This window comes from Candidimonas sp. SYP-B2681, assembly GCF_003971065.1.
In the GTDB taxonomy this organism is placed as follows: domain Bacteria; phylum Pseudomonadota; class Gammaproteobacteria; order Burkholderiales; family Burkholderiaceae_B; genus Pollutimonas.
Map to the genome: position 1 here is coordinate 421,548 of NZ_RYDV01000001.1, position 12,141 is coordinate 433,688.

General features: G+C 56.0%; 12 protein-coding genes and 1 pseudogene. 7 read left to right on the plus strand and 6 right to left on the minus strand.

Annotation, left to right across the window (positions count from 1 at the left end):
- Positions 1–39 precede the first annotated feature (39 nt).
- Positions 40–609: a hemerythrin domain-containing protein gene (locus EKL30_RS02045; RefSeq protein WP_126705517.1), complete on the minus strand. Its 570-nt coding sequence runs from the start codon at positions 607–609 to the stop codon at positions 40–42.
- 118 nt (positions 610–727) lie between these two features.
- On the opposite strand from EKL30_RS02045, the gene EKL30_RS02050 reads away from it, so the two are divergent.
- On the plus strand, positions 728–1,324 hold the full coding sequence (locus tag EKL30_RS02050; RefSeq protein ID WP_126705518.1) for a peroxidase-related enzyme: 597 nt from the start codon (positions 728–730) through the stop codon (positions 1,322–1,324).
- A gap of 34 nt (positions 1,325–1,358) precedes the next feature.
- Here EKL30_RS02050 and epsC read toward each other — a convergent pair whose 3' ends face one another.
- Positions 1,359–2,282 (minus strand): serine O-acetyltransferase EpsC, encoded by a 924-nt coding sequence (gene epsC, locus EKL30_RS02055; RefSeq protein WP_126705519.1) that lies wholly within the window; start codon positions 2,280–2,282, stop codon positions 1,359–1,361.
- A 176-nt stretch (positions 2,283–2,458) separates the two neighbouring features.
- On the opposite strand from epsC, the gene EKL30_RS02060 reads away from it, so the two are divergent.
- Complete coding sequence (locus EKL30_RS02060) at positions 2,459–3,358, plus strand: DMT family transporter (RefSeq protein ID WP_126705520.1); 900 nt, start codon at positions 2,459–2,461, stop codon at positions 3,356–3,358.
- Here EKL30_RS02060 and EKL30_RS02065 read toward each other — a convergent pair.
- Positions 3,355–4,023 carry a winged helix-turn-helix transcriptional regulator gene (locus tag EKL30_RS02065; protein ID WP_126705521.1) on the minus strand — a complete coding sequence of 223 codons (669 nt, stop codon included), beginning with the start codon at positions 4,021–4,023 and terminating at the stop codon, positions 3,355–3,357. The genes EKL30_RS02060 and EKL30_RS02065 overlap by 4 nt on opposite strands.
- Before the next feature lie 151 nt (positions 4,024–4,174).
- Here EKL30_RS02065 and EKL30_RS18925 point away from each other — a divergent pair.
- Together EKL30_RS18925 and EKL30_RS18930 are read left to right on the plus strand one after the other, a co-directional pair.
- Positions 4,175–4,570, plus strand: a pseudogene (locus EKL30_RS18925) (nuclear transport factor 2 family protein); the annotation flags it as partial.
- A gap of 87 nt (positions 4,571–4,657) precedes the next feature.
- Complete coding sequence (locus tag EKL30_RS18930; RefSeq protein WP_199748477.1) at positions 4,658–5,119, plus strand: VOC family protein; 462 nt, start codon at positions 4,658–4,660, stop codon at positions 5,117–5,119.
- An 82-nt stretch (positions 5,120–5,201) separates the two neighbouring features.
- Here EKL30_RS18930 and EKL30_RS02075 read toward each other — a convergent pair whose 3' ends face one another.
- The 3 genes from EKL30_RS02075 to EKL30_RS02085 all read right to left on the minus strand — a co-directional run bounded on the left by EKL30_RS02075 (position 5,202) and on the right by EKL30_RS02085 (position 9,157).
- Positions 5,202–6,179: a bile acid:sodium symporter family protein gene (locus tag EKL30_RS02075; RefSeq protein ID WP_126705523.1), complete on the minus strand. Its 978-nt coding sequence runs from the start codon at positions 6,177–6,179 to the stop codon at positions 5,202–5,204.
- Positions 6,180–6,521: 342 nt separating this feature from the next.
- Entirely contained in the window at positions 6,522–8,237 is a 1,716-nt protein-coding gene (recJ, locus tag EKL30_RS02080; RefSeq protein WP_126705990.1) for a single-stranded-DNA-specific exonuclease RecJ, read from the minus strand.
- On the minus strand, positions 8,219–9,157 hold the full coding sequence (locus EKL30_RS02085; RefSeq protein ID WP_126705524.1) for a hypothetical protein: 939 nt from the start codon (positions 9,155–9,157) through the stop codon (positions 8,219–8,221). Before EKL30_RS02085 ends, recJ begins: the two co-directional genes overlap by 19 nt.
- A 40-nt stretch (positions 9,158–9,197) precedes the next feature.
- On the opposite strand from EKL30_RS02085, the gene EKL30_RS02090 reads away from it, so the two are divergent.
- From EKL30_RS02090 to EKL30_RS02100, 3 genes are all read left to right on the plus strand, one after another.
- Entirely contained in the window at positions 9,198–10,469 is a 1,272-nt protein-coding gene (locus tag EKL30_RS02090) for a lipoprotein-releasing ABC transporter permease subunit (protein ID WP_126705525.1), read from the plus strand.
- Positions 10,462–11,175 carry a lipoprotein-releasing ABC transporter ATP-binding protein LolD gene (gene lolD, locus EKL30_RS02095; RefSeq protein ID WP_126705526.1) on the plus strand — a complete coding sequence of 238 codons (714 nt, stop codon included), beginning with the start codon at positions 10,462–10,464 and terminating at the stop codon, positions 11,173–11,175. The genes EKL30_RS02090 and lolD overlap by 8 nt, the downstream gene beginning before the upstream one ends.
- An 85-nt stretch (positions 11,176–11,260) precedes the next feature.
- Positions 11,261–12,079: a TatD family hydrolase gene (locus tag EKL30_RS02100; RefSeq protein WP_126705527.1), complete on the plus strand. Its 819-nt coding sequence runs from the start codon at positions 11,261–11,263 to the stop codon at positions 12,077–12,079.
- Positions 12,080–12,141: the final 62 nt, after the last annotated feature.

A 12,141-nucleotide genomic window follows, 5' to 3' on the forward strand; every position in this document is an offset into this window, starting at 1 on the left:
GCATGGATCAAATGGTTATGGCGATCCACAAAGCGTAGCTTACCCCTTGGTCTGGTCCAAACTCGTGTCGCCAATACCGCGCCGTTTGCGCATCGATAAACCTATTTGAGTAATGGCAGCGTCGCCGAGTAGGCGCTGTGCCATAGGAATAAGCTCTTCTTCCTCGATCTTCATGTGACGTTCGTACAGACTGACGAAGGCTTCAAGCGTGTCGGCAGGCAGGCTCGCCGGGTTGCCCCGGGCGAGCTCGACTAAGGTGCCTCGTAGCTGGGTCCACATAGCTTCTAATCGCCGGTGGTCGGCAATCAACCCATTGGTGAGTTCGCGTATGCAGATGGCGTCTGAGCCTGCCATGGATTCGATGAGGGCGGGGAAAAGGTCTTGTTCTTCATCGGCGTGGTGCTGGATAGCGGCGGTGTCAAAATACCGCATTATCTGGGCGGCGGCGAGACTGGCTTGGGCATCCACACCGTGGTCCGATAAATGGCCAGCGAGCCGTCTTAAGGTGCTGCATTGCCGCTCGATCCGAATGTGGCACGCGGCGAGCATCTCGAGGGGAACTTCGGTACTGGCAGCCGGACCGCCAAAGCCGGGAAACGCAGTGCTCATGTTGGGAGCCTTAGGTAGCTGTGTATTTGCGGCGCGAGCCATTATGATCCATTATTGGCCAAAGGCCATTCCGACGCAATTGCGGTTTAGCCATAACCAAAACCTACAGGAAGCCGTTATGCCGCAACCAGATCATATCTCTGCCCTGGGCACATCGCACGTCGCCGAACTGGATGACGACCTTCGCGAAGTATTCCAGAAATGTGTCGAAAAGCTGGGGTTTATTCCTAACGTGCTGGCCGCCTATAGCCTTAGGCCAAATAAGCTGCGTAATTTCATGGCCATGTATAACGAGCTCATGCTTGCGCCATCGGGACTTAGCAAACTAGAACGCGAAATGGTTGCGGTCGTGGTTTCGAGCGCCAATCACTGCTATTACTGTCTGGTCGCCCATGGGCAGGCGGTACGAAAATTGTCCGGTGATCCCGAACTTGGCGAAATGCTGGTTATGAATTATCGGGTTGCACACCTCGATGCACGACAGCGAGGCATGTTGGATTTTGCCTGGAAGCTGACCACCAGCCCCGAGCTTGTCATCGAAGAAGACCGCACATTCCTGCGCGGGCTTGGATTAACGAATGAAGATATCTTCGATCTGGCCGAGACGGTGGCGTTTTTCAATATGTCCAACCGCATGGCCATCGGCGTCGATATTATCCCCAATCATGAATATCACGCGATGAGCCGGCCCGCGCCCATCGAGCTCTCGCCATAGCCGCCGAAGCTTAGGGCGCACTTACCACGAATACCTATTCTTCCGCCGCCGGATCGCAGGTGCGCATCCCTTGAGAGTCAGCTTGGGTTACATGACCACCAGGTGGGACGTCGTCTATCAGCCAAACGTTGCCGCCTACCGTGCAACCCTGACCCAGTGTGACCCTGCCTAGAATGGTGGCTCCGGCGTAAATAACGACATCGTCTTCAACGATCGGATGACGTGGCAGGCCTTTCTCGAGTTTTCCATTGGAGTCAGTCGGAAAGCGTTTAGCGCCCAGGGTGACCGCCTGGTAAATACGCACGCGTTCGCCAATGATTGAGGTTTCGCCGATGACTACGCCCGTACCATGATCGATAAAGAAACTTGCCCCGATTTGGGCCCCCGGGTGAATGTCGATGCCGGTTTGTGAGTGGGCCAGTTCTGAGGACATGCGCGCAAGCAAGGGCAAGTCCTGAATATAAAACTGGTGCGCAATTCGATGGTGGATCATGGCGAGCACCCCGGGGTAGCACAGCAGCACCTCGTCGACGCTGCGTGCAGCCGGGTCGCCCTGGTACGCTGCCAATACATCGGTGTCCAGTAGCCGGCGAATGTCGGGAAGCGCCGAAGCAAATGCCTGCACTACGGCGATCGCCCTGATTTCGAGTTCTTCGCCGTCATGCGGCTGATGGCGCTTTTGGTACTGAAGCTCCAGGCGTACTTGATGCAGCAGGGCGTGCAGGGCTGAGTCCAGCGTATGCCCGATATAGAAATCCTCGCTTTCCTGGCGCAAGTCCAGAGGCCCGAGCCGCATCGGGAAGAGTACACCCTTGAGATCGTCGAGTATCTTCGTAATGGCTTGCGGCGACGGGAATTCGCGGCCGCCTGGCTCACGTGAACGCCGTTGAGAACGCCGCCATTCCTGTCGGACGGCGTTAAGCGAATTGACTATGGGGTTGATATCGAAGACTGCCATGGAAATACTTTTCTCCGCGCGGGACCAGGTGTTTTCGAACAGATGAAGTTCAAAACGTTAAGATCCTAGCAAGCGCAATATGTCGGGTGGACAAATATGATACCAATCTATTGGCTAAAATCGGAATCGCAAGCGGAAGTCATTGGGGCGATTGCTTCAGCCAACGTTGTCACTACATGAATCAAAAACTCACCCCTTCGACCGCCTTGCTGCTCGTGATTCCACCGTTTTTGTGGGCGAGCAACGCTGTTGTGGGACGGCTCATGAGCGACCTGGTCCCGCCGATTACCTTGAACTTTCTGCGGTGGGCGATTGCGTTCTGCCTATTATTGCCGCTGGGGTTCTCGATATTTCGTAGCGGCAGCGGCCTATGGGCTAATCGAAAGCGTTATGCCTGCCTGGGCCTATTGGGAGTAGGGGTTTATAACGCGTTGCAGTACATGGCACTGCATACCTCGTCGCCTATAAATGTCACTTTGGTCGGGGCCAGCATGCCGGTCTGGATGTTGCTTACGGGGTTTCTTTTCTTCGATGCAGCGGTGACCCGTAAACAAATTCTGGGTGCCGTACTCTCCATACTCGGCGTATTGGTTGTTCTGAGCCATGGCGATTTGCGGCAGCTTCAAGCGTTGCGTTTTGTCGCCGGTGATCTATTGATGGTAGTGGCCACGATTGTCTGGGCCTTCTATAGTTGGGTGCTCAGTAGGCCTGCCGATCCCGAGTCAATCCGCGGCAATTGGGCTGCCTTTTTGCTCGCCCAGATATCATTTGGCGTCGTCTGGTCAGGCGTCTTTGCCGTGGGTGAATGGACCTTTGCCGACAGCCGGATCATTTGGGGCTGGCCCCTGCTAGCCGGCCTTATATATGTGGCCATTGGTCCTGCAATTATTGCCTTTCGTTGCTGGGGGATGGGAGTGCAGCGCGCAGGCCCAGCGACGGCAGGATTTTTCAATAATCTTACGCCTTTGTTTGCTGCTTTGATGTCATCCGCCTTTTTAGGCGAGATCCCCGATCTTTATCACGGTGCGGCGTTCGGATTGATCGTGATCGGCATTGTGATGTCATCTGGACGCTAAGTGCGCGCTAACGCTCCTTCGGGCAGAGTAAAAAGGCTCAGGAATCTCGTGAGTAGTATTTTGTTTCCGGCGAAACTGAATTCACGATCTTGAAGCGCCTGTTCTATATCGCCTTTGCCATAGGCGAGTTTGACCAGTGTGCCGCTATCAACCTGTATTGCAGCATCGACTTGCCCGTTGCCTGTGCGGGCTAGCGTAATCCTGGAGTCGGCGACAGCGGCATCGAATTGGTCATCCGGGAGCTCAATTCGGATCGTCGCGGCAAACCCGTGCGCCTTGTGTGGGTCAAAGAACGTTCGAAGCGATAGCATCATTGCGTCGGCCCCCAAACCAGCAGGGGGCGTAAAAAGCACCGATCGAACACCCCAATGCGCCAGCCTCAGAATTATCGGTTCAAGCTCTCGACCCCATTCGGTTAATTCATATACCCAGGCGCTGGCTGGCAAGGGCAGCTTTCGGCGTTGCACCACAAATGCTGCTTCTAATTCATTTAGCCGCTGCGTGAGCACATTGGGACTTATGCCTGCTAGACCTGCCTGCAGGTGAGTGAACCTTTTAGGGCCGAGCAATAATTCCCGCACAATAAGCAAGGCCCAGCGCTCTCCTATCAGATCAAGCGCGTGCGCGGCTGCGCATCCATCGTAGTAGCTTCGTTTTATTGCCATTCGTAAAAGTCTGCTAATGCGTTATTTAATTAGGATTATACACTTGTTATTTAGGAGTAAATAGTGCTAAGTTAACAACTGATGGGCTCCCGTCACATAGCCAAAGCACCGTGCCGGACGGTTTCATCACTTTGTCAAAAGGAGAGCGACTATGGATACAGCAAGCGTGAAAAACACGGCGGTCCAAAGCGAAATTCGGACCAAATTGGATAATTGGTGTAAAGCGGTAAAGTCTCGTGATGTGAAATCTATCATGTCCCATTACGCGCCGAACGTAGTGGCGTTCGACGCAGTTCAGCAATTGAAGTTCAATGGGGTAGAGGCCTACGGGAAACATTGGGCGGCGTGCCTTGCCATGTGCCCAGGTCCGATGGTATTTGACCTGGGCGACGTAGATATCTCTGCGGAAAACGACCTGGCATTCAGCTTTTGCCTGATCAATTGCGGAGCCACCGACGAGAACGGTGTGCAGAAAACCTCCTGGATGCGCATGACTTCCGGCTTCCGCAAGCTCGATGGTCAATGGAAGGTTGTTCATGAACACTTTTCCGCACCGTTCGATATGCAGACGGGCAAGGCATTGTTCGATCTTCAGCCTGACGGCTCCACGAAGTTAAGCGCCATCCCGCAAGGTATGAATACGATTACGCCGCATCTTATATGTGCCGGTGCAGCCGAGGCTATTGAGTTTTATAAAAAAGCTTTTAACGCCACGGAACTGGGTCGACTGGCGGGCCCCGACGGCAAGCTTATGCACGGGGCCGTGCGTATCGGAGACTCGGTGGTGATGCTGATGGATGAATTCCCCCAATGCGGAGCTATGAGCCCGAGAACCCTTAAGGGAACTCCGGTATCAGTACACCTTTATGTGGATAATGCCGATACATCGTTCGAACGTGCGGTTGCCGCCGGCGCCAAGGTAATCATGCCGCTCGCCGACATGTTCTGGGGAGATCGATATGGGGTTATAGAGGATCCGTTCGGCCACCATTGGTCAATTGCGACCCATATACGCGACCTTAGCCATGAAGAAATACAGACTGCGGCCCAGCAGGCCTGCGCGCAAGGAGCCGATGCGCTGAATAATGCAAAATAGATGCAAGTAGCGCATCAAGGTCATAAGGGGTGCGACGTATAGCCGAACCCCTTATTTATATGCAGCTGCAAGTGGTGCGACTTTACTTGGATGCTGCTGCCTGCATTGCCACTGCAGGCGTTTCGTCGGCGTCATCGTTCTTGAAGCGCTGGAACAGCGTCGCGACCAGAGGGCCGGATATGTTGTGCCAGACGCTGAAGATCGCGCTTGGTACGGCTGCAAGCGGCGAGAAGTGCGCCGTCGCAAGTGCGACACCCAAGCCAGAGTTTTGCATGCCGACCTCAATCGATAAGGTCTTGCGTTGTGCAACGCTTAGGCCCGCGATCTTGGCAAGCCAATAACCCAACAACAAGCCCAGGCCATTATGCAGTACAACGACTGCAAAGATTATCAAACCGCTGGTCGCAATCCTTTGCTGATTGCCGGCGACGACCGCTGCGACAATGGCAACGATGGCAACCACTGAAACCAGGGGAAGAACATCGACGCAGGCTTTTACTTTCTCGCGCAATAGTGATTGAGCCACGAGGCCAAGGGCGATTGGCAGAATAACGACTTGCACAATGGACCAGAACATGGCCGAAGCACTGACTTCCAGCCATTGGCTGGCCAGCAGATAAATCAGGGCAGGGGTCACGACCGGAGCGAGCAAGGTGGTCACCGATGTAACGGCCACAGACAGCGCAACGTCGCCACGGGCCAGGAAGGTCATGACGTTGGACGCAGTACCTCCGGGGCAGCAGCCGACCAGAATTACACCGACAGCAATTTCTGGTGGCAGTTGCAGCGCTGTACTAAGCAGCCATGCGAGGCCGGGCATAATAATGAATTGGCCTAACACGCCAATCAAGACAGTACCGGGGCGTTTGAAGACTTCAGCGAAGTCGTTCTTGGACAGCGTCAGACCCATACCGAACATAATGATGCCCAGGAGCGGAACAATAAACGGACCAATCCAGCGAAACTGCTCAGGGGCGAAAAAGGCGAGTACTGCAAATAGCAATACCCAGATTGCAAATGTCTTGCCAACGAATTGGCTCAGGCGAGCGATGGCCTGCATGGTAAACGTCCTTGAAGGTAAGCGACAGCCGCGCTCCGGCGGCAGGCATGGTGCAGCGAGCGAGACAAGCGCGACGGCCAGTCAAATAGTAAGTAGAGTTGGGAACCGCTTACGATGGCGAGCGAACGCGGGGTGTGCGTGGGCTGGCGACAGTTTCGTGCAGATCATGCACAAAAAATACCCACCGGATTAGTGAGCCAGTGGTCTAGCGGTAAACCCTAATTGTACTACTAGAGTCTCACCGAATAATTGGCAGATGCTGGGCATGGCCAGTCGGGCAACGTACGGATGCTGTACGACTGGCCGCCATAACCACTTAACGGGCGAGCTGTTCAGCAAGCTTCACCGGCTGCCCGCTTCGCAGGCGTATTCAATGATCAACTGCGCCGAGATAACGCCGTTCCACACGTTTTGATCCAGCCGGTAGGCCACATCCGCGAATTCCGGCAGCATATCGGAATGATTGAACCAGATTGCATCGAATCGTTGGTGTCCGCGCTCCAGGTTCAGCTTCAGGTGCTTTTCCTTTAGCAGTCGTTGCTGGCGTACATGAAACGTGTCACGGAATATGGGCGCTGGGAAACCGGCTCCCCAAACTTGCTGCTGCAGCAAGCCCGCGACATCGGCATTGGCGTAGCCGCTTTCCAAGGAACCATCGGTTTCAATCACGGGATCAAAGCTGGTTCGGCCGCTAAGCTCGATAACCGCCGCGTCAAATCCGTTGATAAAGACGTCATAGGCATCTTCCCTGAGGGTTAGGCCGGCAGCCATGGCGTGGCCGCCGAACTTCAGGATGATTCCGGGGTACCGTTTGGAAACCAAGTCCAGTACGTCGCGCAGATGGACATCGGGGATAGACCGGCCCGAACCGCGCAATTCACCGGTGTCTGAACGGGCGAAGGCCAGGGTAGGGCGCCAATAAGTTTCCTTCAGGCGCGATGCGACCAATCCTACTACGCCTTGATGCCAATCAGGGTTATACACGCAAACGGTTGCGCCTATGATGGGGCTGGAGGCTTCGATGGCTGCTAACGCTTCTTCGCGCATGGTCGTCTCGATGCCGCGACGCTCCTGGTTCATGGCGTCAAGTTGACGCGCCAAGTCCAGGGCGTGAGCTTCGTCGTCGGTGATCAGACAGTTAATGCCTATGCTCATATCGGCAAGGCGTCCGGCGGCATTAATGCGCGGGCCCAGGGCGAACCCCAGATCGAAGCCGCTCGCTTGGCGCGGCTCACGTCCCGCTACCGCAAACAGCGCGCGGATGCCAGGCTGCATACGGCCGTTACGCATTTTCTGCAAACCTTGGGTCACCAGGAGGCGATTGTTCGCGTCCAGCTTGACTACGTCGGCAACGGTGCCCAGGGCGACCAGATCGGCCAGCATGTCAAGGCGTGGGCCGCCGTCCGGAGGATAGACCCCGCGCTCGCGCAGTTCGGCCCGCAATGCAAGCATAAGATAGAAAATAACTCCCACTCCGGCCAAGTTCTTGGACGGGAATCCACATCCGGGCTGATTCGGATTTACAATGGCAAGCGCTTGGGGGAGCGTGTCTCCTGGCAGGTGATGGTCGGTAATCACTACATCGATTCCCGCTGCCGTTGCGGCCTCGACGCCATCCACGCTGGCAATGCCATTGTCGACAGTGATCAAAATGTCGGGCTTGCCTGCATGGTGCTTGAGGGCAAGCTCGACAACAGCAGGCGACAGGCCGTAACCCGTCTCGAAACGGTTAGGCACCAGGAAGTCCACAACCGCGTTCATACTGCGCAACGCACGAATGCCTACCGCGCACGCGGTAGCGCCGTCACAATCGTAGTCCGCAATAATCAACAGACGCTTTCGGGCCGTTATGGCGTCGGCCAGTATGGTGGCTGCCAACTGTATATGCGTCAATTTGCCCGGGGGGATCAGGGCGCTCCAGATTAATAGGGTTTCGCTAGACTGGTTTACACCACGTGCTGCCCATAGCCGGGCCAACAACGGGTGCACGCCGGCCGCTTCGAGTGCCTGCGTTGCCAGGTCGTTGCCCAGACGATTACTTAATTTTGGGGTGACCACCATTTTCTCCATGCTTGTCGGTTGCCCGGCAGCCATCTAACCCATCGAGCCAGGGCAGCCGGCTTAACTTCTATTATTCGGTCGCTTCCGGTAAGCACCAGCTCAGGCGACGCGCCAGTTGCCAAAGGCAAAAATACCGTGGCCTCCAATTGCTTCAGTGCTAGAAGCCAGCCATTCCAATCCTGGCTTAGGCTGGGCCCAAGTAGCTGGTCGTAGGTACGCACCGCCGTGGCGGGGTCCGCCGGAGTCAACTGAGCGGTGCTGGCCCCGCCGAAGAGCCAGAGGCTATTGATCGGAACGAGACTTTGCCTATACCGTTCTTGATTGACCGGGTGCTCGAACCATAGCATCTGAAGCTCATTCAGCAGGCGGCGCCAGGGTCGGGAAGAAATATCCTGAGGCCACCACTCGTTTACCGAGCTTATGCTAACCAACGACGGACTGGCGCAACGCGGGGCAAAGCCTGCAGGCAGTCCGATACGCCAGTGCTCTGTACTGTAAGAATGCAACGTAAAGTCAGTGTCGGTGAACAGGCTTTGCGCTGAATCGAACAAGGCTACACTCTGCTCTGGCGTAATGTCGAGCTCGCGCGCTGGCAGTAATGCTGCGCCGTCCCGGGAAGGCGATACATGAACGAGCTCTGCCAGCCATAGCGGTTCACTGCTTTTTGCGGCGGTGGCGGCCCACAATGGCGCCAGGCCTGCGCTAAGATTCTGTCCGGATTTCGGCTTGAATCCGCGTGCGGCCAGTTGCCACTGTTCGTAGGGCGTGCAACCGGCCTGGGCCGGATCAGCGTGTATCGTTGTGGCGCGGCCTTCTTCAAGCCACCTTAGCAAGGTTGGCGCGGCATCTTGCAGGTAAGAAGTAAGTTCGCGCGCCTCGCGAGCTGCGGGTAAAGCGCCAGGTAGTACGATTTGCATTCCTGGATTGTAGTGTTAATGGAAAACGGTGACCTGAACGATGTCTTATGAATTTTGGATAGGCGCGCGCTACGCGGGTCTGGCGCGGTCCAAGCGCCGGGCGGGTCGCGGCGACCGCTTTGTATCTTTTATCGCAGCCAGCTCGATGGCAGGGATCGCCCTGGGCGTTGCGGCCTTGATTATCGTGTTGTCGGTAATGAACGGATTCCAGACCCAAGTCAGGGATCGGATGCTTTCGGTTTTGCCGCATATCGAATTGTATGTTCCTCGCATGGATCCAGAACAGGTGCTGGCCCAGTGGCCCGAAATAGCTGCAATAGCTGAAAAGAATTCGAATGTTGCCGGGACGGCGCCGTTTGTTGCGGCGCAAGGGATGATTGTCCGTGGCGAAGCCTTGAGTGGGGTCCAGATTCGCGGCATCGACCCGCAAAGGGAAAGTTCGGTATCAGACGTGGCCGGTCAAATGATAGCCGGCGATATTGCCGCCTTGAAGCCGGGAAGCTTTTCTGTTGTGCTGGGCAACCAGATTGCCAACACCCTGGGCGTAGGTCCGGGAGACACCGTAATGGTGCTGGCGCCTCAGGGGTCGATATCTCCGGCTGGATTCGCTCCCCGGATGCGGCAGTTTACCGTTAGCGGCATATTTTCGTCCGGCTACTATGAATATGACGCCACGTTGGCTTTTGTCAATTACCAGGACGCCGCCAAGGTATTCCGCGACAGCGGAACCAGTGGCGTCCGGCTGCGCATCAACGATATGCAGCAAGCCCCTCTGGTCGCCCGCGAGCTTGTCAAAACCTTGCCGCCGTTCGTCAGAGCCCAAGACTGGACTTTGAATAACCGCACGTGGTTTGCTGCCGTGCAAACGGAAAAACGCATGATGTTCTTGATTCTCGCGTTGATCGTTGCGGTGGCTGCATTCAACTTGTTGTCGTCTCTGGTCATGGCGGTCAAGGATAAGCGTTCAGATATCGCGATATTGCGCACGCTAGGAGCCAGCCCGCGCGAAATTGCAAAAATATTCCTTGTGCAAGGATCATTGATAGGAATTGTCGGCACGTTGCTTGGCGTGGTCTTTGGCATGCTGGTGGCCTACAACATCGATGTCATCGTGCCATTCATCGAGCGACTGTTCGGCGTGCAATTCTTGCCCCAGCAAATCTACTTCATCAGCGAATTGCCATCCAACCCGCAACTGACCGACATTACTATCGTGGCAGTCACGTCGCTGGTTCTATCGTTACTGGCTACCTTATATCCCAGCTGGCGCGCGTCCAGTCTACAACCCGCCGAGGTCCTGCGCCATGACTAATGCTCCCGTTGTTCACGCCATAAACGCTCGTAATCTTGTCAAAACCTATTACGAAGGCGGGCAGGCGATTGAAGTGTTGCGCGATGTCAGCCTGCATGTCGACCAGGGCGAGATGGTGGCCATTGTCGGTGCGTCCGGCTCGGGAAAGAGTACTTTGCTGCACACCTTGGGTTTGCTCGACCTCCCGACTTCAGGATCAGTATTCGTAAACGGGACGTCGGCCAGCGGGCTGAGCGAGGCCCAGCGCAGCCACTTACGCAACCGGAATCTGGGTTTCGTATACCAGTTTCATCACCTGTTGCCTGAATTTTCCGCGCTCGACAATGTTGCCATGCCGCTGATTGTGCGACGCGAAAATCGGAATAAATCTCGCGAGCAGGCCCAGATCGTATTGGAACAGGTCGGGCTGGGGGCGCGCGTCGATCATTATCCCGGCCAGTTATCAGGCGGTGAGCGACAGCGCGTTGCCTTGGCGCGCGCTTTGGTAACCAAGCCAGCCTGCGTGCTGGCCGACGAGCCCACTGGCAATCTGGATCGCAATACTGCCGAAAGCATGTTCGACCTGCTCGTGCGAATGAACCGTGAATTCGGTACGGCGTTTGCGATTGTCACGCATGATTCTGCACTGGCATCGCTCGCGCATCGGCAATTGTCGATGGACAAAGGTCGGCTGGTTGATCCGGAAGTGCCACCTTTGAATATCTAAAGTTTGCTCGCCGGCACGGTTTGAGGCCGTGACCGGCATCGCTACGGGACACGTACTTAGCCAGGACGCCGCAGGAGATGTACGAATGTTGATCGATACTCACTGTCATCTTGACGCAAGGGAATTCGATGCCGATCGGGATGCGGTCATCGAGCGTGCCCGCAAACAAGCTGTTCACGCGATAGTGATTCCAGCCGTGGCACGTTCCAATTTTGAGGCCGTACGCGCGCTGGCTTGTTCCTTTCAGGGCGGCAGCTATGCTCTCGGTATCCACCCAATTAGCGTTCCCGATGCCAAAGAGTCGGATCTTGTGGAGCTGGAACGCCGAATAGAGCGCTCGCTTAGCGACCACAGGTTTGTCGCGATTGGAGAAATAGGGCTGGATTTCTTTATTCCCGCATTGAAAGAAACTGGAATGCGCGTAAAGCAAGAGGCCTTTTATGTTGCCCAGCTGGATCTAGCGCTACGCTACGATTTACCGGTGCTGCTGCATGTGCGCCGGTCGCAGGATCTTCTTCTGAAGCATCTACGCCGGCGACCGAAAATAGGAGGCATCGCGCATGCTTTCAATGGCAGCTTTCAACAAGCCGGGCAGTTCATCGAGCAGGGATTCACGCTGGGTTTCGGCGGCGCCATGACCTTTACACGCGCCCTGCAGATACGGCGGCTTGCCGAACAGTTGCCACTGGACACGCTGGTGCTGGAGACCGATGCACCTGACATTCCCCCGGAATGGCTGGTCAAGCCGGGTGCAGCGGCGCCCAGGAATGAACCCTTCGAAGTCGCCCGAATCGCTGACGTTCTGGCCGGACTTCGACAAACCACGACAGAAGACATCACGGCAGCTACGGCGGCCAACGCCTTGCGCAGCCTGCCGCGCCTGGCCGATGCCTTGATCCGTTGATCTTGAAACTGGCTTTCCGAGTCACGCAGCGCGCCGGGCGTTGCGCAGCGTAATGAGCGGTT